Source organism: Acinetobacter sp. YH12135 (assembly GCF_013418565.1).
Taxonomy (GTDB): Bacteria; Pseudomonadota; Gammaproteobacteria; order Pseudomonadales; family Moraxellaceae; genus Acinetobacter; species Acinetobacter towneri.
In genome coordinates this window covers 23,727-44,684 of sequence record NZ_VPBU01000007.1, presented here as the reverse complement: position 1 = coordinate 44,684, position 20,958 = coordinate 23,727, and the positions used below count along the sequence as shown (strand labels likewise).

General features: G+C 43.7%; 18 protein-coding genes and 1 riboswitch. Of the genes, 16 read left to right on the top strand and 2 right to left on the bottom strand.

Annotated elements, in window-relative coordinates:
• Window positions 1-53: 53 nt before the first annotated feature.
• Window positions 54-560, top strand: a complete 507-nt coding sequence (locus FTU70_RS05630) for a hypothetical protein (protein ID WP_096901639.1) — start codon at window positions 54-56, stop codon at window positions 558-560.
• A 112-nt stretch (window positions 561-672) separates the two neighbouring features.
• On the opposite strand, the gene FTU70_RS05625 is transcribed toward FTU70_RS05630, so the two are convergent.
• Window positions 673-888: a DUF3565 domain-containing protein gene (locus tag FTU70_RS05625; RefSeq protein WP_096901642.1), complete on the bottom strand. Its 216-nt coding sequence runs from the start codon at window positions 886-888 to the stop codon at window positions 673-675.
• A 116-nt stretch (window positions 889-1,004) separates the two neighbouring features.
• On the opposite strand from FTU70_RS05625, the gene gshB reads away from it, so the two are divergent.
• The 8 genes from gshB (at window position 1,005) to lpxC (ending at window position 10,364) form a co-directional block, all read left to right on the top strand.
• Complete coding sequence (gene gshB, locus FTU70_RS05620; protein ID WP_004974228.1) at window positions 1,005-1,949, top strand: glutathione synthase; 945 nt, start codon at window positions 1,005-1,007, stop codon at window positions 1,947-1,949.
• A 319-nt stretch (window positions 1,950-2,268) separates the two neighbouring features.
• Window positions 2,269-3,372, top strand: coding sequence for an undecaprenyldiphospho-muramoylpentapeptide beta-N-acetylglucosaminyltransferase (gene murG, locus FTU70_RS05615; RefSeq protein WP_004974229.1), 1,104 nt, complete (start codon window positions 2,269-2,271; stop codon window positions 3,370-3,372).
• A gap of 3 nt (window positions 3,373-3,375) precedes the next feature.
• Window positions 3,376-4,824, top strand: coding sequence for a UDP-N-acetylmuramate--L-alanine ligase (gene murC / locus FTU70_RS05610; protein WP_180060260.1), 1,449 nt, complete (start codon window positions 3,376-3,378; stop codon window positions 4,822-4,824).
• A 56-nt stretch (window positions 4,825-4,880) separates the two neighbouring features.
• A complete protein-coding gene (locus FTU70_RS05605; protein WP_004974232.1) occupies window positions 4,881-5,810 on the top strand; it encodes a D-alanine--D-alanine ligase in 930 nt (309 codons plus the stop codon).
• Between the two features lie 2 nt (window positions 5,811-5,812).
• The gene (locus FTU70_RS05600) at window positions 5,813-6,667 is read left to right on the top strand and encodes a cell division protein FtsQ/DivIB (protein ID WP_004974235.1); all 855 of its coding nucleotides are present in this window, start codon (window positions 5,813-5,815) and stop codon (window positions 6,665-6,667) included.
• Window positions 6,668-6,734: 67 nt separating this feature from the next.
• Complete coding sequence (gene ftsA, locus FTU70_RS05595) at window positions 6,735-7,997, top strand: cell division protein FtsA (protein WP_004974236.1); 1,263 nt, start codon at window positions 6,735-6,737, stop codon at window positions 7,995-7,997.
• Window positions 7,998-8,156: 159 nt separating this feature from the next.
• A complete protein-coding gene (ftsZ, locus tag FTU70_RS05590) occupies window positions 8,157-9,338 on the top strand; it encodes a cell division protein FtsZ (RefSeq protein WP_004974238.1) in 1,182 nt (393 codons plus the stop codon).
• A gap of 123 nt (window positions 9,339-9,461) precedes the next feature.
• Window positions 9,462-10,364, top strand: a complete 903-nt coding sequence (gene lpxC, locus FTU70_RS05585) for a UDP-3-O-acyl-N-acetylglucosamine deacetylase (RefSeq protein ID WP_004974240.1) — start codon at window positions 9,462-9,464, stop codon at window positions 10,362-10,364.
• A gap of 97 nt (window positions 10,365-10,461) precedes the next feature.
• Here the strand turns inward: lpxC and FTU70_RS05580 are convergent, their stop codons facing one another.
• Window positions 10,462-10,902: a DciA family protein gene (locus FTU70_RS05580; RefSeq protein WP_004974242.1), complete on the bottom strand. Its 441-nt coding sequence runs from the start codon at window positions 10,900-10,902 to the stop codon at window positions 10,462-10,464.
• Between the two features lie 106 nt (window positions 10,903-11,008).
• On the opposite strand from FTU70_RS05580, the gene FTU70_RS05575 reads away from it, so the two are divergent.
• The 7 genes from FTU70_RS05575 (at window position 11,009) to guaB (ending at window position 20,906) form a co-directional block, all read left to right on the top strand.
• A complete protein-coding gene (locus FTU70_RS05575; RefSeq protein WP_004974246.1) occupies window positions 11,009-11,692 on the top strand; it encodes a M23 family metallopeptidase in 684 nt (227 codons plus the stop codon).
• Between the two features lie 368 nt (window positions 11,693-12,060).
• Entirely contained in the window at window positions 12,061-14,763 is a 2,703-nt protein-coding gene (gene aceE / locus FTU70_RS05570; protein WP_004974248.1) for a pyruvate dehydrogenase (acetyl-transferring), homodimeric type, read from the top strand.
• Between the two features lie 2 nt (window positions 14,764-14,765).
• Entirely contained in the window at window positions 14,766-16,748 is a 1,983-nt protein-coding gene (locus tag FTU70_RS05565; protein WP_180060258.1) for a 2-oxo acid dehydrogenase subunit E2, read from the top strand.
• 99 nt (window positions 16,749-16,847) lie between these two features.
• A riboswitch (yybP-ykoY riboswitch) is annotated at window positions 16,848-17,007 on the top strand.
• Between the two features lie 72 nt (window positions 17,008-17,079).
• The gene (locus FTU70_RS05560; protein WP_004974251.1) at window positions 17,080-17,655 is read left to right on the top strand and encodes a TMEM165/GDT1 family protein; all 576 of its coding nucleotides are present in this window, start codon (window positions 17,080-17,082) and stop codon (window positions 17,653-17,655) included.
• A 185-nt stretch (window positions 17,656-17,840) separates the two neighbouring features.
• Complete coding sequence (locus FTU70_RS05555) at window positions 17,841-18,638, top strand: MBL fold metallo-hydrolase (protein WP_004974253.1); 798 nt, start codon at window positions 17,841-17,843, stop codon at window positions 18,636-18,638.
• Window positions 18,639-18,744: 106 nt separating this feature from the next.
• A complete protein-coding gene (locus FTU70_RS05550; protein WP_004974255.1) occupies window positions 18,745-19,110 on the top strand; it encodes a YkgJ family cysteine cluster protein in 366 nt (121 codons plus the stop codon).
• A gap of 329 nt (window positions 19,111-19,439) precedes the next feature.
• On the top strand, window positions 19,440-20,906 hold the full coding sequence (guaB, locus tag FTU70_RS05545; RefSeq protein WP_004974257.1) for an IMP dehydrogenase: 1,467 nt from the start codon (window positions 19,440-19,442) through the stop codon (window positions 20,904-20,906).
• Window positions 20,907-20,958 lie beyond the last annotated feature (52 nt).

Here is a 20,958-nt window from a genome sequence, read left to right as displayed (position 1 = left end):
ATGTCGATTTTAGAATAGCTTATTCTTAAAAATATTATGAGCGATGTCTTTCAATGAAAAATAAAGAATATATTAATCAGTATTTAGATAATACTTGTGATCTTGTCATTCAACACCTTAAAAATATAATGGTATTTCAAGCTAATATTCAAAAGTCTTGGGGATATCACTCCAGATTTATAGAGAGATTAGTTCATCCAGAAGATGAATTAATTTTTAAGGGATACTCTAATCCTGTTTTTCAAAATTTACCTGTGGGCTCTATTCCTGCAAGAAAAGAACACATCGTACCTATGTCTTATCTTTTCAATGGTTTATGGGGTTTAATAAAAACCGATCAATTATCAAATCAAGAATTATCAACGATTCTCAAACGAAATTTAGGCATAGCTTATATTACTCATGACGAGCAAAAAAAATTAGATTCCAAGACATGTGGCTTAAAAAACAAAATGCCTGATGGATGGTGTTTAAAAACAGGGGATCCATTAGATCGTTTAAAAGCTGCTGATATTGAACTTGTAGATGAGTTTGGGGCGCCCATACTATCTTTAATTTGACGGTGTCAGCACAATTATCATCTAAGAAAATATACTTAAATTTTCGATTTAACATAATCGTGGTCGTTATACGAAAGCCCCGCTTCATGGGTCGTTTGATTATCTTTTTAACCTAAAATCTCTTATCCAAAACCCACTCCAATTCCTCCTCACACTTCTTACACTCCAGCATCACCCCCAACTTTTCCTTGCGCCCTTGCTCTGTGATTACCCACGGGCGGTTTTGCCACGGTGGATTATGCCGCACATGCTGCCCATGACCGCAGGCCAAATCTGCGACCCAATCATTTTCTTCATCTAAATGAAAACCAATAATCGCTTGTTGCATCGCATACTCCTAAGTGCATGATGATCGTGGATAAAGCGTTACGAAAATTGCAGCAAAACCAAAGCCAAACTCCGCTATACTTTTGCTTATTCAATTCTTCAAAAGAGCACCGAAATATGCGCGTACTTGTTGTGATGGATCCCATCGAAAGTGTCAATTTGAAAAAAGACTCAACCATGGCGATGTTATGGGCGGCAAGCCGTCGTGGGCATACCTTGGGCTATGCATTACAGCAAGACTTATATATTGATCAGGGCAAGGCATTTGGTCTGATTGCATCGCTCAAAGTCTTTGAAGATTATAACCATTATTACGAATTGGGCGAAAAACGCAAAGAATCCTTAGCTGATTATGATGTCATTCTCATGCGTAAAGACCCGCCTTTTGACATGAATTTCGTTTATACCACATATATTTTAGAGCAAGCTGAACGCGAAGGCGCATGGATCATCAACAAGCCGCAAAGCCTGCGTGACTGTAATGAAAAGCTGTTTGCGACTCAATTCCCAGAACTACAAGTTCCGACATTGGTCACTTCACAACAAAGCCTGATTCGTGAATTTATTCAGCAACATGGTGATGTGATCGTTAAACCGCTCGATGGCATGGGCGGCATGGGAATTTTCCGTTTGTACCAAGATGGGGTCAATATTGGCTCAACCATTGAAATTCTGACCAACAACGGCACTCAGCCAATCATGGCGCAGCGCTATATTCCAGAAATTGTAGATGGTGATAAACGCATCCTCATGGTTAATGGTGAGCCTGTGCCTTATTGTTTGGCACGAATTCCACAAAATGGCGAAGTGCGTGGCAACTTAGCTGCAGGTGGTTTAGGCGAAGCACGTCCATTGACTGAAAATGACAAAGCCATTGCCGCCAAAGTCGGGCCATTTTTACGTGAAAAAGGCTTGGTTTTTGTCGGATTAGATGTGATTGGCAACTATGTCACTGAAATCAACGTGACCAGTCCAACGTGTATTCGTGAAATTGATGCACAGTTTGGTACATCCATTGCCGATGATTTATTTACCGTACTTGAAGCAGGTCGTCCCAACTAAGTTTGGGCTTTATGCTCACTGTATCAATACAAAAGCCGTTTTCTATTTGAAAGCGGCCTTGTTTTTAGAGACGTGGATACAAAAAACAACTTAAACACTTTGCAAAATAGATCAATCAAAGCAGGTAAAATTGAATAAAACTTAACATTTTCCGTAGATTAATAATAAAACTAGTTTAAACTTGAAAATCTGTAGAAAAAAACAATCAAGCACTTGGTGAAAAAAAGTAAATAACCTTTCAAGCCCATGCGTTTGTGATTACAATTGATAGCTTATACAAGATTTTTATTTGCCTTATTTTGAGTTGAAGAATTAAACCGTGACTGACGCACAGCAACAACAGCCTAAACATGTCATGATGATGGCCGCAGGTACAGGTGGACATGTTTTTCCCGCTTTGGCCGTCGCAAAACAATTACAGCAACAAGGGATTCAAGTGTCATGGTTGGCGACCCCAACGGGCATGGAAAATCGTCTGCTTAAAAATCATAATATCCCAATTTACCAAATTAATATTCAAGGTGTACGTGGCAACGGTTTGATCCGTAAACTGGCTGCACCATTTAAAATTTTAGGCGCAACGCTCAGTGCTGTGCGTTACATGAAGCAATTAAAAGTTGATGCTGTTGCAGGTTTTGGTGGTTATGTGGCAGGGCCAGGTGGCTTGGCAGCACGTGCTTTGGGTATTCCTGTGCTGATTCACGAACAAAATGCAGTTGCGGGTTTTACCAACACTCAATTGTCACGTGTGGCAAAAACCGTGTGTCAGGCTTTCCCAAATACCTTTCCAAACAGTAACAAAATTGTCACCACAGGCAACCCTGTTCGTGAAGAAATCACTGCGACCTTAAGCCCTGCATGGCGCTATCAGGAACGTGAAAAAGCAGGCTTGCCAATTCGTATTTTAATTGTGGGTGGTTCACTAGGTGCACAAGCCTTAAATGAATGTGTACCTGAAGCGTTAAAGCAACTAAATGTCGCTTTAGATGTTTATCATCAATGTGGGCAAAACCATGCCGAAGCGACGCAGGCACGTTATGCACACAAGCCTGACCATTTACAGGTTGAGGTACAGCCTTTTATTGAAGATATGGCCAAAGCCTATAGTGATGCCGATTTAATTATTTGTCGTGCGGGCGCACTCACGGTAACCGAGGTCGCGACTGCAGGTGTTGCAGCAGTATTTGTACCATTGCCTAGTGCGGTGGATGATCACCAAACTGCCAATGCCAAGTTTTTAGCCGATCTTGGTGCAGCAAAAATCTGTCCGCAAGCCAGCATGACACCTGAAAGTTTAACAACATTATTAACCCCGTTAATGAATCGTCAATTGTTGTCTGAAATGGCGGTCAAAGCCCGTCAGCAGGCGCAGCCTGATGCAACTCAACACGTGGTTCGTCTTATTCAAGCATTGTTCGAGTAAAATATGTCTCCTTCTACACCCGCTGATCAAGCGAAAAAATTAATCAAAGTGCCTGAAATGCGCCGTATCAAACACATTCATTTTGTGGGTATTGGTGGCGCGGGGATGTGTGGTATTGCCGAAGTCTTGAAAAACCAAGGCTATAAAGTGTCGGGTTCAGACATCAAAGCTTCAAAAACCACAGCGCAATTAGAAGAAAACGGCATCAAGGTTTATATTGGGCATGCGGCAGAGAATATTAAAGGCGCCAATGTGTTGGTGGTGTCTACTGCAATTGACCCAGAAAACCCAGAAATTAAAACAGCAATTGACACCCGTATTCCTGTGGTGCGTCGTGCTGAAATGCTGGGCGAGTTGATGCGTTACCGTCATGGTATTGCAGTCGCGGGTACACATGGTAAAACCACCACTACCAGTTTAATCACCTGTATGTTGGCCGAAGAAAACATGGATCCAACTTACGTGATTGGTGGTTTGCTAAACCGTACTGGGGTCAATGCAGCATTGGGTGCTAGCCGTTATATCGTGGCAGAAGCCGATGAATCTGATGCATCGTTCTTATTCCTAGAGCCAATGGCGGCTGTGGTGACCAATATTGATGCCGACCACATGGACACCTATGGTGGTAGTTTCGATACCTTAAAAGATACCTTTATTCAATTTTTGCACAAACTGCCATTCTACGGTTTGGCTGTGGTGTGTGGTGATGATGCCAATATTCGTGAAATCATGCCGCGTATCGGGCGCCCTGTATTGACCTATGGTTTTAATGAAGACAACGATATTCGTGCCGTTGATGTTGATCAAGACGGTATGCGCACACACTTTACTGTACTGCGTAAAGACCGCGAACCGTTACGCGTGACGGTGAATCAACCGGGGCTGCATAACGTATTGAATGCCTTGGCTGCAATTGGAATTGCCACCGATGAAGGCGTTTCTGATGGTGCAATTTGCCGTGCTTTAGAAGGCTTTAGCGGTGTCGGTCGTCGTTTCCAAGTACAAGGTGAGTTTGCGGTAGCAGACGGCAATGTGAAATTGGTAGATGACTACGGACATCACCCGAAAGAAGTGGAAGCCACCATTAAAGCTGCGCGTCAAAGTCATCCTGATCGCCGTTTGGTGATGTTGTTCCAGCCACACCGTTTTAGTCGCACCCGTGACTGTTTTGATGACTTTGTGGAAGTGTTGTCACAAGTCGATCAATTGTTATTGGTCGATGTTTATCCTGCGGGTGAAAAACCAATTGTTGGCGCAGATAGCCGTACTTTGGCACGCAGTATTCGTTTGCGTGGTCAGGTTGAGCCAATTTTGGTCGATCCAAATGACGGCAACCTACCGAATATTGTGAAACAAGTGTTACAGGCCAATGACTTGTTATTGACCCAAGGTGCAGGTAATGTGGGGGCGATTTCAATCGAGCTTGCACAAAACCATTTATATTTAAAATAATCACAACCTGTGATGTTTGAATTTGATCGACCAGTTTAAAGTTTAAGGATATAAACGTGTCAAATGCTTCAAAGTTCGGCAAAGTTGCCGTGTTATTGGGTGGAAAATCTGCTGAGCGTGAGGTTTCTCTAGACAGCGGTCAAGCAGTACTCGAAGCACTGCTACGTTCTGGGGTCAATGCAGAAGCATTTGATCCACAAACACGTAGCGTGACCGAATTGGTCAATTATGATCGTGCCTTTATTGTGTTACACGGGCGCGGTGGTGAAGATGGTCAAATTCAAGGTGTTTTGGAATGGTTGAATATTCCATACACGGGTACGGGCGTGCAAGGTTCAGCCATTGGCATGGACAAAGTGAAGACCAAGCAAATTTGGCAAGGTTCTGACTTGCCAACTGCGCCATATCGTATTGTTAGCAAAGATTCCAATATTGAAGACGTGGTTGCCGAATTGGGTTTACCACTCATCATCAAGCCTGTACATGAAGGTTCAAGTATTGGCATGAGCAAAGTCGAAAAAGTAGAAGACTTTGCCGATGCTGTAGCGAAAGCAACTGCACATGACGCTATTGTTATGGCTGAAAAATGGATTACAGGACGTGAATTTACCATCGTGCTGTTAAATGGTCAGGCTTTACCGATTATTCGTTTAGAACCACCGAAAGATGTGGCGTTCTATGATTATGAAGCCAAATATCAACGTAATGATGTGCAATACGGTATTCCGTGTGGTTTAAGCACTGCCGAAGAGCAACAGTTACAAGCTTTGGCATTACGTGCCTTCCAAGCCGTGGGTGCAAGTGGCTGGGGTCGTATTGATGCCATGCAAGATGAGAACGGCAATTTCTGGCTATTGGAAGTGAATACCGTGCCGGGAATGACCAGCCACTCTTTAGTTCCGAAAGCGGCAAATGCAGTCGGCTATAGTTTTGATGAGCTGTGTGTGGCAATTTTGGCACAAACCCTTACAGGTGAAGCACACTAAATATGGCTCAACTTCCTGCATCCTTGCGCCGTAAACGGGCAGCGATTACCTCGATTCATGACAAACCGCCAACAGCCAAAGAAAAGCTGATTCATTTTGGCGGTTGGGTAATGCTGTGCGTTGCGGTGCTCGTGTTGGCAGTGGGTGCGTACGGGCTATACAAAGTCATGACCGATGCACAAATTGCCAAGCTAGATGTAGTGGGTACACGTTCAGATGCGGAACACCGCCAAGTGATGACGCATGTGAACCCTGTAATGACCAAGAACTATTTCACCTCTGACCTAGAGCAAATCCGCGATACCGCTTTGGAGTTGTCTTGGGTAGATCGAGTGGTGGTTTCACGTGCGTGGCCGAATGCTATTCGTGTGCGGGTTATGCCGCGTCATCCAATTGCACGTTGGGGGACAGGTCGTTTGCTCAGTGACAGCGGTGAAGTCTTTACCGAGGTCACGCCACAAAATAATCAACATTTACCGTTATTACACGGGCCAACGCATCAATCTAAAATGATGATGCGTCGTTATAATGAAATTAACCAATTATTCTTACCCGTCAACGATCGTTTAAAAGAACTATATTTAACAGAACGTATGACGTGGTTTATGCAGTTTGATTCAGGTCTACGTGTTATTGTAGATAAAGATCAAACCATGAGTAAGCTGCAGCGCTTGGGGCATCTTGCACAAAGTGATTTGAAACCTGTATGGTCTAAAATATCCGCCATCGATTTGCGTTATCGCAATGGTTTAGCCATTCAATGGAAAAACTCAATTCCGCCAAAAATTGCAAATGGTCACTTTGTTGTAACGATTGATGACACAAGCATTGCAGAGGGAATAAGAGCAAAGCCATAATATTGGGCTTTAAAAAAATAGAGGCATTAAGCCATAAATTAAACATACTGGTAATGGTAGTGAATAAATGAGTGAAGCTGTTCCCTCGGTTGTTGCGATTGACATTGGGACGCACAAAGTTTCAGTTTTGATTGCTAAGGTCCATGCGCCAGACAATATCCAAGTCATTGGTATGGCCACCGCACGTAATCGAGGCATGAGTAAGGGAAAAATTGTCAGTCTCGATAAAGTGATTACTGCAATTAAAAATGCCGTGCAAGAAGCGGAAGATATGGCGGAATGCCGTGTGCATTCGGCATGGATTTCTATTCCTAGTGCAGAGCTAAAAAGCTTTTATGCTTCAGGTCGCACACCTATTGAAAGTAGTGATCACACCATTACCACCAGTGAAGTGGTACGCGCCTTGGACTTGGCCAAAGCCAGTCACCTCACCTCAGACCATTATTTGGTGAGCGCAGTACCACTCGGTTTCGATTTAGATGATTCGGGTGAATGGGTACAAAACCCAATTCGTATGTCAGCACATAGCATGACGGGGCATTATCAATTGATGATGTTGCCTATTAGCACCATGCAGAATTTAGACCGTGCTTTAAAAGGTGCCAATATTGGTGTCGAAAAAATGGTGGTGTCAAATTTAGCCACTGCAGAAGCCAGTCTGCTTAAAGATGAAAAAGAATACGGTGTGTGTCTGGTAGATATTGGCGCAGGTACGACCAGTATTGCAGTTTATTTAGATGGACGTTTGGCCTTGGCACACACTTTGCAGCGTGGTGGTGAGCATGTCACCCGCGATATTGCAGCGGTGTTACAAACCACAACTGAAGAAGCTGAACGGATTAAGCTATTGTATGGCTGTGTAGATATGAAAGTGGTCAAACCTGATCACATGATTCAGATTCAGGGCATTGATGGGCCGCAAACCATTAGCCGTATTGAACTGGCGGAAATTATTATTGCGCGTTATGAAGAAATTTTTGCACAAATTCGTCAGGAACTCGAAAAGAGTGGTGCTATTCATGGTTTATATCATGGTGTGGTTTTGGCGGGCGATGCTTCACAAATTGAAGGCATGATCAGCTTGGTACGTCGTATGTTGGGTGTTTCGGCACACTTGGGGAATCATCCTTCACAAGTTTATGCCGATGAACCGCATCAGGCCGCCTTACGCCGTTCACAATATGCAACAGCTTCAGGCTTATTGCTTTATAGTCAAAACTATACTCAAGACACGATTGTAGAACATGAAGACCCTGAAACCTTATCGGTTTGGGGGCGTGTCGGACGGGCATGGTCAGGCTTAAACGAAAAGTTAAAATCTATTTTTTAGTTGAGTTTTTTGGGAATATTGTTAGGAAGTTGTACGGATCATCACTGGTACTTGACAAGCCAGAAGTTGAACAGCATTCTTAAAAATAATTTTTATGAAGATCAAGGCAGTATACGGGCTTAAGTGACTGCCAATAACGTATTAGGAAATCTAAAGGTCATGGCCTCATTTGAATTTATAGATGATCAAACCGATAGCAACGGTCAAGCCCGTTTCACTGTGTTTGGTGTGGGTGGTGCAGGTGGTAACGCTGTGCAGCACATGCTTGAGTCGGATATTCAGGGTGTAAAATTTGTTTGTGCCAATACGGACAAACAAGCATTGGATCGCATGAATTCGCAATTCAAAATCCAGCTAGGTGAGCAAAGCACACGTGGTTTAGGCGCGGGCGGTGATCCTCAAGTGGGTCAAACTGCAGCGGAAGAAAGCCGCGAGCTGATCTGTCAGCAACTTGAAGGCACAGACATGGTGTTTGTGACTGCAGGGATGGGCGGTGGTACAGGTACAGGTGCTGCGCCAGTTGTGGCTGAAATTGCCAAAGAAATGGGCATTTTGACTGTTGGTGTGGTGACTACGCCATTTAACTTTGAGGGTAAGCGTCGCTTACTTTCTGCGGAAAAAGGGATTGCGGCATTAGAACAGCATGTAGACTCTTTAATCATTATTCCAAACCAGCGTTTAATGAAAGTTTACCGCGACATTTCAATGAAAGATGCGTATAAAAAAGCCGATGACGTTTTGTTGAACGGTGTACGCAGTATTTTTGATTTGGTGGTACGTCCAGGTCACATCAACCTAGACTTTGCTGACTTGAAAACTGCGATGAGTACGCGCGGTTATGCGATGATGGGTGTTGGTTCAGGTCGTGGTGAAAACCGTGCGCGTCAAGCGGCTGAACAAGCGATTCGTAGCCCATTGCTCGATAGCGTAACCATTGCCAATGCCAAAGGCTTGTTGATTAACGTAACGGGTGGTGATGATGTGACCTTCGGTGAAATCGAAGAGATCATGGACGTGATTCATCAACTTTCAGATACCGAACAAACCCAAGTATTCTACGGTACGGTATTTGATCCTGAAGCGCGTGACGAAATTAGCGTGACTGTTATTGCTACTGGTTTAGCGCGTAACACAGGCGATACACCAGAGCCTGCAAAACGCACCGTGACACAAACCACTTCTGCAGCACCAACAGCGGCAGTAGAAGAAGATGATGTGCCTGCAATTCAGCGTCAGCAAGCAGAAACTGCGCCTGCAATTAGTGCGACAACAACATCAGGCTCTGCGCGTCCAACGCCAATGAGTATTCAAGACTATTTGAAAAATCAGCAGCGTAAATAAGCCAAGATCCTCAATTTCATTGTGTGATCGGGAAAAGGCAGTTTTAAACTGCCTTTTTTGTTTTTTATCAATGGCTAAATATGCTAACGTATAGCGGTTTTAAAATTTAGATGAATTGAGAACATGCTGAAACAACGTACCCTACAACGTGTCGTCAAGGCGAGCGGTATTGGTCTGCACAGTGGTCAAAAAGTATTGATCAACTTTGTGCCGCATCATGCCGATGGGGGAATTGTGTTTCGTCGTATCGATTTAAATCCGCCTGTCGATATTCCAGCCGATGCCATGCTGATTCAAGAAGCATTTATGTGCTCGAATTTGGTTCAGGATAATGCCAAAGTTGGCACTATTGAGCATGTTATGAGTGCAATTGCAGGGTTGGGCATTGATAACTTGATTATTGAAGTGTCTGCCTCTGAAGTGCCCATTATGGACGGCAGTGCAGGGCCTTTTATTTATTTGTTGATGCAGGGTGGTTTAAAAGAACAGGATGCTGCGAAAAAGTTCATCAAAATTTTAAAACCTGTAGAAGCTTTAATTGACGATAAACGTGCGGTGTTCAGTCCGCATGAAGGTTTTCAGCTCAATTTCACCATCGACTTTGATCATCCTGCCTTTAAAAAAGAATATCAGTCTGCCACCATCGATTTTTCTACAGAAACCTTTGTATATGAAGTCAGTGGCGCACGTACTTTTGGCTTTATGAAAGATTTGGACTATTTAAAAGCCAATAATTTGGCTTTGGGTGCGAGTTTAGATAATGCCATTGGGGTAGATGATACAGGCGTGGTCAATGAAGAAGGTTTGCGCTTCTCGGACGAGTTTGTACGGCATAAAATTTTAGATGCTGTGGGGGATTTGTACTTGCTTGGACATCAAATTATTGCCAAGTTTGATGGTTATAAATCAGGACATGCCTTAAATAATCAGTTATTACGCAATGTTCAGAGCGATCCAAGCAGTTATGAAATTGTAACATTTGATGACATAAATTCTTGCCCGATCACTTTTGTGCATGTGACATAAGTCATTGTCTTTTCTTACTACGTTATAATGTAACAACAATAATATGTGAATTTCATCACAAATTTGAGCACGAGTTTTTGGTGTTTTCTGCAAACAATTATTTTTTATTGCTTGCCAAACGTAACAAAGCTTGGCTAAGCTTAGGGTCGCTCACAAAGTCAGCAGCACCTCGTAACATATCTTGAGTTTCTGGACTAAGTGTTCTTAAAGGCTTTTCGCTTTTTGGGGGCGTTTGAGATTCAACTCTTAAACGAACTTGAATTTTTTGTATGTCTTTCAGTTCATGCAGTTGTGACAGTTGAGTAATGTATTGCTTTTGCAAATAAGCAAGTTGACTGACCATCGCTTGATTCGTTCCAGTAATGGTTAAGACACCTTGTTGATAACAAACCACCTGCCATTGCTCTGGTTGCGGCAGTAAAGGTTGAATAAGTTTGCCAAGTTTCTGCCATGCAGCAACTTGGGTTGAGAGAAACGTTAGGTTTCCTGTTTTTATGTGTTTTCTTGTTTGTTGAAAGAGATTCACAGGTTCGGACATACATCATTCCTTCATGTTTATGCCCTAATCTTATGCGCTCCTTTCAGTAGATATCAAGGAAGAGATCACAAGGAACTTCAAGTAAGAACAGTTAAGAGGTTTTTTTATGCATTCGCGCCGTATTTTATTAGCGTTTTCACTGGCAGCTTCGGCAGCATCTGTCGCATTTGCTGATTTAGTTGAGTTAGATTCTCAAAATTCATCGACTGATCGTATTGAGCAATTAACCCGCACCTTGTCACAAGGTTCTTATACAGAAACACAAGACATTGATGTTCCTGCTCAAACGCAGATGACCGTTAAGCTTCGTGAAAAGACTACAGAATTAAACAATGCGTCTTTAGCAAAAAAATACGGTACCAATACCAGCACCCGTTTTGCTTCTTCAAATCCTTATGCTTGGTTAGTGTCACATCCATTACCAAATGCACGTATTAGCTCGAACTATGGCGGTCGTGTCATGAGTGGTCGTGCTGAAAACCATTCAGGCTTAGACCTTGCTGCACCAAGCGGTACTCCAATTTATGCGACTGGCCCAGGTATTGTGACCAAGTCAGGCTGGGGCACAGGTTATGGTCAATATGTAGAAATTAACCACGGTAATGGTTATATCACGCGCTACGCACACGCTTCACGTTTAATTGCACGTGTGGGTGACCGTGTAGATGCAGGCGAACATATTGCCAACGTGGGTTGTACAGGTCGTTGTACAGGTCCTCACTTACATTATGAAGTAGTGAAAGATGGTCAACGTAAGAACCCTTCTACCTATTTAGCAATGTTGCCGTAATGTTTTGGCTAGAAATTCATGCTCTAGCCACACTCACTGTAAACTACACGCGAACTACAAATTAAAACATGAAATTAAAGTGGCAAAGGTCGCTTTTCTTTATACTCACGTTTTAGCTTTTAGCAAAATCTAGTGAGACATTTCAGACATCAACTTATCACCTAAAAAAATAATAACACGCAGTATCTGCTTTATTGTATAAAAAACCGCCTAAATTGGCGGTTTTTTGTTATTTGCTGTAAGAATGTGTCAATCACTATTTATTTTCTAAATAGTATGCAGGATATGCATTTAAGATTAGCCATATCTACTAAAGTCTAAATTATGATACATATAAAGCATACGATTAGGCTTAGGAATAGTGAATTATGGCGTTTTACGGTGATACGGACTCACAAGAAACCCAAGAATGGCAAGACGCCTTTGATGCTGTGTTACAACATATGGGTACTGAACGGGCAGCATTTTTACTCGAAAAACTGTACCAACGTGCAATTGCAAAGCATGTACCCATTCAGCGATTAAATACTCCCTACCTCAATACCATTTCAGTGGAAGAACAACCTGCCATGCCGGGCGATCAGGATATGGAGCGTCGTATTCGCGCCCTAATTCGCTGGAATGCGTTGGCGATGGTATTGCGTGCCAATAAAACAGGTGATGATTTAGGTGGTCACCTTGCAAGTTTCGCATCTTCAGCCACATTATATGATGTTGGTTTTAACCATTTCTTCCGCGCCAATAGTGATCATTTTGGCGGTGACATGATTTACTACCAAGGTCACTGTGCACCTGGTATTTATGCTCGTTCATTTTTAGAAGGGCGTTTAACCGAAGATCAATTGAATAATTTCCGCCGTGAAGTGGGCGGTAACGGTTTACCTAGCTATCCACATCCTTATTTAATGCCTGACTATTGGCAGTTCCCAACGGTATCGATGGGTCTGGGTCCAATCATGTCAATTTATCAGGCACATATTCAAAAATATTTAATGAACCGCGGTTTAATTAAAGAAGAAGACCGTAAAGTCTGGGCATATCTAGGCGATGGTGAAATGGATGAGCCAGAAAGTCTGGGCGCAATTTCACTGGCAGGTCGTGAAAAGCTAGATAACCTGATTTGGGTGGTGAACTGTAACTTACAGCGTTTAGATGGCCCTGTACGCGGTAACGGTAAAATCATTCAAGAACTTGAGTCGTTATTCCGTGGCGCAGGTTGGCGCGTGATTAAAGTGGTCTGGGGGCGTCATTGGGATGCTTTATTGGACAAAGACGACACAGGTGCATTAAGAGCCATCATGGAAGAAGCGGTGGATGGCGATTATCAGCGCTTGCAAGTGAAAGGCGGTGCATACGCCCGTGAGAAATTCTTTGGTAAATATCCTGAAGCCAAAGAATTAGTCAAAGATTTAAGCGATGAAGATATTGATAATCTGAACCGTGGTGGTCACGACCCGTACAAAGTATTTGCGGCTTATGCAGAAGCGACCAAAGCTAAAGGTCAGCCAACGGTCATTTTAGCCAAAACCGTCAAAGGTTATGGTTTGTCTGATGAAATTGAAGCGGTGAACAAAACCCACCAAATCAAAAAAATGCAGTTGGACTCTTTAAAATATGTGCGTGACCGCTTCAACTTGCCATTTAGCGATGAGCAACTTGAAGAAGTGCCGTTCTATCGTCCAAGTGAAAATTCGCCTGAATTGAAATATATGAAAGCGCGTCGCGAAGCGTTGGGTGGTTATTTGCCTGCGCGTCGTAAAGACAGCGAAGCTTTACAGATTCCTGAATTATCAGTTTTCGATTCGGTCTTGGCAGGCTCAGGTGGCAAAGAACAATCGACCACGATGGTGATGGTACGTTTGATTTCTGCCTTGCTCAAAGAAAAAGCCATTAAAGACCGTGTGGTACCCATTGTACCCGATGAAGCACGTACTTTCGGTTTAGAAGGCATGTTCCGTCAACTGGGTATTTATGCCGCACATGGGCAAAAATACACCCCTGAAGACCAAGAACAATTGATGCATTATCGTGAAGCCAAAGACGGTCACATGCTGCAAGAAGGCATTAACGAAGCAGGTGCAATGAGTGCTTGGGCAGCTTTGGGTACCAGTTATTCGACCAATAACTTACCAATGATCCCAATGTATATGTATTACTCCATGTTTGGTTTCCAACGTATTGGGGATATTGCATGGGCGGCAGGTGATGCACAGGCGCAAGGTTTCTTGTTGGGTGCCACTGCAGGACGTACCACACTCAATGGTGAAGGCTTGCAACACCAAGATGGTCACTCGCATATTTTAGCCAATACCATTCCAAACTGTGTGTCTTATGACCCATGTTTTGGTTATGAGCTTGCCGTGATTGTGCATGATGGTTTGCAGCGCATGTATGTCAATCAGGAGCGCGTGTTCTATTACCTCACTGTAATGAATGAAAACTACGAGCATCCTGAAATGCCACAAGGTGTGGAAGAAGGCATTAAGCGCGGTATGTATTTGCTGCAGGAAGATGAAAAAGCCACGGTTCAATTGCTGGGTTCAGGCGTGATTTTGCGTGAAGTCATCAAAGCGGCGAAAATCTTGCGTGAAGAGTATCAAATTCACTCGAATGTCTACAGTGTGACCAGTTTTAATGAATTGGCGCGTGATGGTATGGCGTGTGAAGAATACAACCGTTTGCATCCATTGGCTGAAGAAAGCAAAGAGCCGTGGATCTCACAACAGTTACGTGGCAAGGATGGCATTGTCGTGTCTGCTACCGATCACATGCGCGCCTATAGCGAGCAAATTCGCGGTTACTTGCCAGACAATCGTCCATTTGTTGCCTTAGGTACCGATGGTTATGGTCGTTCCGATACCCGCGGTAACTTGCGTAGCTACTTTGGGGTCGATGCAGCACATATTGTGGTAGCCACCTTGAAAAAACTGGCTGATGAAGGCGAAGTCGATGCGCGTTTGGTCAAAGATGCAATCTCGACATTTGAGTTAGATACAGATCGTCCTGTCGCGTGGGCACCGCAAGCGGTTCCTGAAGTACAAGCGGTTGCTGACTACAAAGAGGAGCACTGATCATGCAAATTCAAACGCCTGATATTGGTGTCGATAAAGCCACTGTTGCAGATATTCTTGTCAAAGTTGGCGACACGATTGCAGTTGATGACAGCATTGTCCTGTTGGAATCAGACAAAGCTTCTGTTGAAGTACCCAGCACCGCTGCAGGGGTAGTGAAAAGTATTTTGGTACAACAAGGCGATGAAGTGACTGAAGGTGCGGTGCTGATTGAGCTAGAAACAGAAGCTCAAACCGCAGTTGCTACAGAAGTTGCTGCACCGCAAGCCGAAGTGGACGCGGCACCGAAGCAAGATGCTGAACCAGTGGTCGCTGCAGCACCAAGCTCAGCGACATCAAACACTGCGCAAGAAGTAGATGTACAAGTACCTGATATTGGCGTGGAAAAAGCCGTTGTTGGGGAAATTTTAGTACAAGTGGGCGATGCGATTGATGTTGATCAAAGTATTATTGTGGTGGAGTCAGACAAAGCCACGGTAGAAGTGCCGAGTACGGTATCGGGTACAGTTACCGCGATCCAAATCACTACGGGTGATACGGTAAAAGAAGGTGTGGTGATTCTGAAAGTGAAAACTGCCGCTGCTGCCGCAGTTGCACAGGTGGAAACACCTCAAGCGACACCAGTAGAAGCGGCTGCTGTACCAGTGAACGCAGCAACTGCATCTGCACCACAAACTGCAGCATCAGCTCAGGTTGAAGTCGCAGTGCCTGATTTAGGGGTCGATAAAGCCACAGTGGCAGAAATTTTGGTACAAGTAGGCGATACAGTCGCCGCTGACCAAAGTTTGATTGTGGTGGAATCAGACAAAGCCACGGTTGAGGTGCCAAGTACTACCGCAGGTGTGATTCAAGCCATCCACGTGGAATTAGGACAAAGTGTTGCGCAGGGCAATGCCTTAGTGACGATAGTAACTGCAGGCGCAGCTGCACCAGCAGCAGTTGCGGCAGCGCAAGTTGCCTCTGCACCAAGTGCATCGCCAGCAGTCAGTGCTGCATCTACAGCACAAACCACAACGGTTGCAGCAAGTGCACATACGAATGTAGACAAATTGAGCAAGGCGCAAAATGAAGCCAATGCAAAAGTGTATGCAGGCCCTGCTGTGCGTAAACTGGCGCGTGAGTTAGGTGTTGTTTTAGCCGATGTAAACGCCACTGGCCCGCATGCGCGTGTACTCAAAGAAGACTTGAAGGCTTATGTTAAAGCGCGTCTTACTGCGCCGCAGACGGCTCCTGTCGCTGCTACAACACAGCAAGTTACAGGTTTGCCAAAGTTGCCTGATTTTAGTGCATTTGGTGGCGTGGAAGAAAAAGGTTTGACGCGCTTACAACAAGTGTCAATTCCGCAATTGTCCCTGAACAATTACATTCCACAAGTCACGCAATTTGATTTGGCCGATATTACTGAGCTAGAAGCGTGGCGCAGTGAATTGAAAGCTAACTTTAAAAAAGAAGGTGTTAGCTTGACCATTTTGGCGTTCATTGCCAAAGCAGTAGCGCATTTGCTGAAAGATGAGCCATATTTCGCTGCGCATCTGGCAGATGATCAAAAGTCTGTGCTGCTGCGTAAAGAAATCCACATGGGCATTGCGGTGGCAACCCCCGATGGTTTAACCGTGCCTGTACTACGTAATCCAGATCAGAAATCGATTAAACAAATTGCGATTGAACTGGGTGAGTTGAGTCAAAAAGCGCGTGATAAAAAGTTGTCGCCTAAAGATTTACAAGGTGCAAACTTTACCATCACCAGTTTAGGTTCGATTGGCGGTACGGCATTTACGCCGTTGGTGAACTGGCCGCAGGTTGCGATTTTGGGTATTTCACCAGCGACCATGCAGCCTGTCTGGAATGGTGAAGGCTTTGATCCGCGCTTGATGTTGCCGTTGTCATTGTCGTATGACCATCGGGTGATTAATGGTGCAGATGCAGCACGTTTTACCCATAAACTGACCCAGTTGTTGGCAGATATTCGTAGCTTGCTGCTCTAAATTCAGAAAAGCTTTATAAAACCCTGCTACGGCAGGGTTTTTTTGTCAGTGCCGTTACTCGGCTAAATTTGCTTAACCGCAGTATTCCGTTTAGAATAGCTGTACTTCATTGGGGAGTAGCCGCTTTTTACTAATTTCTGTTTCAACTGAATGCAGTAAAAAGGTGATGGTCAACATATTTGTTCCACAGAACATGGTCATCATAGCAAAGAACCAAGTCTGCTTTTTCAAGCTTTCTTTTGTTGGCAAGACCTTTGATTTATCACTCTGCAGATTTTGGCTAGCAGGAGGGATAGGTCATTGGTATGTGTGCTAGCCAGAGAAAAACATCATGTATGAATTCCTCATCTCGACTGCCATTGTCGCCTTAGCCGAAATGGGTGATAAAACCCAATTACTGGCTTTATTACTCGCGGCACGTTTTCGTAAACCTGCTCCAATCTTGGTTGCTATTTTACTGGCAACACTCATTAACCACGGACTTTCTGCAGTTTTGGGGCAGTGGATTACCACGGTACTTAGCCCAGAAATTTTATTGTGGATTTTGTCTTTAGGTTTTATTGGCATGGCGATTTGGATGCTTATTCCAGACCAGCTAGATGATGAAACTGAAAGCATCAACAAGTGGCAAAAATACGGTGTATTTGGCGCGACCTTTGTATTGTTCTTTTTGGCAGAAATTGGCGATAAAACTCAAATTGCCACAGTGGCTTTAGCCGCACGTTATGACAGCGTGTTTTGGGTCATGCTTGGAACCACTTTGGGGATGATGCTGGCCAATGCACCTGCGGTATTTATTGGCAATAAATTAGCGACCCGATTGCCAATTGCTTTAATTCATAAAATTGGTGCACTGATTTTCCTAATTATTGGTGTGTCGACTTTGGCGCAACATTATTTATTCTAAATTATTCATTAAAATGCATAAATCCTGAGCAAACTGCTCAGGATTTATTTATGTGAATGGTACTGCAATTCACTGATATTTCAGATAATCTGAGCCATTTTATTTATTGTAACTTTCCATAAATAGCTATATGTTATTCAGTGATAGAAAATCTATTTTTAAAATGAAAAAATTGGGGATTGGTTATGGCATTTGACCGTACAACATCGCAGGTCTTATTTGATAATGGGACACATAAATGTATTAGTTTTACCAGTTTGGTCAAAGGTGAAGGTGTTCAGGCCAACCAATTTCTGATCATTGATAATAACCGTGCCGCAGTGCTAGACCCAGGTGGCGACCTGACCTATGTACCACTGACCATGGAATTAAACAAATATACCCGTTTGACCAATCTTGACTATGTCATGGCATCGCACCAAGACCCAGACATCATCACTTCAATGCCGCGTTGGTTGGTCTATACCGAAGCAAAAATCGTAGCATCAAAATTGTGGGCGCGTTTCTTGCCGCACTTAAGCTCATCTTTTATGAGCGACCGTATGAAAGGCAACTGGTTAGATCGTTTGGTGGAACTGCCAGATGAAGGTCAGGCAATTCCTTTGGGCGAGTCTAAAATTATTGCTGTGCCTGCGCATTTCTTACACTCTGTTGGTAATTTCCAGTTTTATGATCCTATCGCCAAAATTTTATTTTCTGGTGATATGGGTGCGTCAATGGTGGAAGATGCTTCAATTCCATTGACTGATTTTGCTGCGCATATTCCTGCGATGAAAGGCTTCCATCAGCGCTATATGTGTTCCAATAAAGTGATTCGCCTCTGGGTGAATATGGTACGCACCATGGACGTTGAAATGATTGTGCCGCAACACGGTACACCATTTGTGGGCAAAGAACAGGTGAATCAATTCTTAGACTGGATTGAAACACTGGAATGTGGCGTCGATTTGATGGACGAACACGTTTTTAGCTGCCCTGAATAAGCGACAAAAAAAGCTGAAAAAACTGTAAAAAAAACTTGAGTGCAAAAACAACTTTTTTTAAGATTTTCGCCCAAAAACGATTTTTTTGATGACGAGAACTTAACGAATGTTGTCTCAAGTACCTACAGCAGATGCCTGCTTAAGCTGCGGCGCGTGTTGCGCTTATTTCCGTGTTTCATTTTATTGGGCTGAAGGCATGAATATGCCTGAGCACTACACGGAACCAGTAACAGCAGTCTATTCATGCATGTGTGGTACCAATCAGAGTCAGCCGCGTTGTGTCGCTTTAGAAGGTGAAGTTGGACAGCAAGTGAGCTGCGGGATTTATGAATTACGCAGCAGCTCTTGTAAAGAAGTGCAAATTGCCGATGATCAATGCAATAAAGCACGTCGTGCGCATAACATGATTCCATTTGTGCAAGTCGATCCAGCCATTTCTGTGAATGATGATGACTTCGATCAAGTGGTTTAATGGTGCTTTAAGTTGTTGATCGCAATCCAGATTGGAAAAGCAAAGCTGCGGCTTTGCTTTTTTTGTGGCTCAATTTTGGGTAGATAGCCAAATCATGATTCAGATTGAAGCGGCTTTATCTGCCTGAAAAATGAAACCTCGCAAGTTTTAAACTTGCGTGGCTAAAAAGCAAACTAGGAGTGAAAACCTCAATTTTTAGATGAAAATTACCGATTTTTTCATGCTGCATCCCCCAGAAGGGCAGAATAAAAAATATTTCTTAGAGAACAAATGAAATTTGTGCCCAGATTTGTTTATAATGGCTCACGGAAATTACCAGTGAGACTGTTATGCTGACCATCGTTCAAGAAGCGTTAACCTTCGATGATGTCTTATTACTCCCTGCCTATTCTACTGTTCTCCCAAAAGATGTCTCCTTAAAGACACGTTTTACGCGCGGCATTGACCTGAATATTCCTTTGGTTTCAGCAGCAATGGATACGGTGACTGAATCTCGTATGGCAATTGCGATGGCGCAAAACGGTGGTATTGGTATTTTGCATAAAAACATGGACATCGTTGCGCAAGCAGCCGAAGTGCGCCGTGTGAAAAAATTTGAAGCGGGTATGGTGAAAGACCCAATTACCGTAACGCCTGAAACTACAGTACGTGAATTGATTGCGCTGACTCAAGCCAACAATATTAGCGGTGTACCTGTGGTAAAAGATGGCAAAGTTGTCGGTATTGTGACAGGACGTGATACACGTTTTGAAACCAACCTTGAGCAACCTGTCAGCAACATCATGACAGGTCAAGATCGTTTAGTGACAGTACGCGAAGACGAATCTAAAGAAAACATTCAAGCTTTATTGCAACAGCATCGTATTGAAAAGGTCTTGGTGGTGAATGACCAGCAGGAATTAAAAGGCTTAATTACGGTCACTGATTTCCGTAAAGCAGAATTGTATCCAAACAGCTGTAAAGATGACTTAGGTCGTTTACGTGTGGGTGCTGCAGTGGGTACAGGCGCAGAAACACCAAGCCGTGTAGAAGCATTGGTTGAAGCAGGTGTCGATGCGATTGTGGTTGATACTGCACACGGTCACTCTGCAGGCGTAATTGAGCGTGTACGTTGGGTAAAAGCTAACTATCCACAAGTTCAAGTAATTGGCGGTAACATTGCAACTGGCGATGCTGCTTTGGCATTGTTAGATGCAGGCGCAGACGCAGTGAAAGTGGGGATTGGCCCAGGTTCAATCTGTACCACACGTATTGTGGCAGGTATTGGTATGCCGCAAATCTCTGCAATTGACGCTGTTGCCAATGCATTGAAAGAACAGATTCCATTAATTGCCGATGGTGGTATTCGCTTCTCTGGTGATATGGCCAAAGCAATTGGTGCAGGTGCAAGTACCATTATGGTGGGTTCATTGCTTGCTGGTACTGAAGAAGCACCGGGCGAAGTTGAATTCTTCCAAGGTCGTTACTACAAAGCATACCGTGGTATGGGTTCATTGGGTGCAATGGCGGGTGCAACAGGTTCTGCAGACCGTTATTTCCAAGACTCGAAAGCAGGTGCAGAAAAACTTGTACCAGAAGGTATTGAAGGTCGTGTACCGTACAAAGGCCCAATGGGCAACATCGTGCATCAGATGATGGGTGGTTTACGTTCATCTATGGGTTATACAGGTTCTTCAACCATTGAAGATCTACGCCAAAATGCTAAATTCGTGAAAATTACTGCAGCAGGTATGCAGGAATCTCACGTGCATGATGTGACGATTACTAAAGAAGCGCCGAACTATCGCGTTGGTTAATATGAACTATCGCGTTGGTTGATATTTAGTAGCATTTTCAAATAAAAGCCGT

Coding starts and splice junctions, on each gene's coding strand:
- FTU70_RS05630 (WP_096901639.1), top strand. CDS start 54: ATGAAAAATAAAGAATATATTAATCAGTATTTAGATAATACTTGTGAT.
- FTU70_RS05625 (WP_096901642.1), bottom strand. CDS start 888: ATGCAACAAGCGATTATTGGTTTTCATTTAGATGAAGAAAATGATTGG.
- gshB (WP_004974228.1), top strand. CDS start 1,005: ATGCGCGTACTTGTTGTGATGGATCCCATCGAAAGTGTCAATTTGAAA.
- murC (WP_180060260.1), top strand. CDS start 3,376: ATGTCTCCTTCTACACCCGCTGATCAAGCGAAAAAATTAATCAAAGTG.
- FTU70_RS05600 (WP_004974235.1), top strand. CDS start 5,813: ATGGCTCAACTTCCTGCATCCTTGCGCCGTAAACGGGCAGCGATTACC.
- ftsA (WP_004974236.1), top strand. CDS start 6,735: ATGAGTGAAGCTGTTCCCTCGGTTGTTGCGATTGACATTGGGACGCAC.
- ftsZ (WP_004974238.1), top strand. CDS start 8,157: ATGGCCTCATTTGAATTTATAGATGATCAAACCGATAGCAACGGTCAA.
- lpxC (WP_004974240.1), top strand. CDS start 9,462: ATGCTGAAACAACGTACCCTACAACGTGTCGTCAAGGCGAGCGGTATT.
- FTU70_RS05580 (WP_004974242.1), bottom strand. CDS start 10,902: ATGTCCGAACCTGTGAATCTCTTTCAACAAACAAGAAAACACATAAAA.
- FTU70_RS05575 (WP_004974246.1), top strand. CDS start 11,009: ATGCATTCGCGCCGTATTTTATTAGCGTTTTCACTGGCAGCTTCGGCA.
- aceE (WP_004974248.1), top strand. CDS start 12,061: ATGGCGTTTTACGGTGATACGGACTCACAAGAAACCCAAGAATGGCAA.
- FTU70_RS05565 (WP_180060258.1), top strand. CDS start 14,766: ATGCAAATTCAAACGCCTGATATTGGTGTCGATAAAGCCACTGTTGCA.
- FTU70_RS05560 (WP_004974251.1), top strand. CDS start 17,080: ATGTATGAATTCCTCATCTCGACTGCCATTGTCGCCTTAGCCGAAATG.
- FTU70_RS05555 (WP_004974253.1), top strand. CDS start 17,841: ATGGCATTTGACCGTACAACATCGCAGGTCTTATTTGATAATGGGACA.
- FTU70_RS05550 (WP_004974255.1), top strand. CDS start 18,745: ATGTTGTCTCAAGTACCTACAGCAGATGCCTGCTTAAGCTGCGGCGCG.
- guaB (WP_004974257.1), top strand. CDS start 19,440: ATGCTGACCATCGTTCAAGAAGCGTTAACCTTCGATGATGTCTTATTA.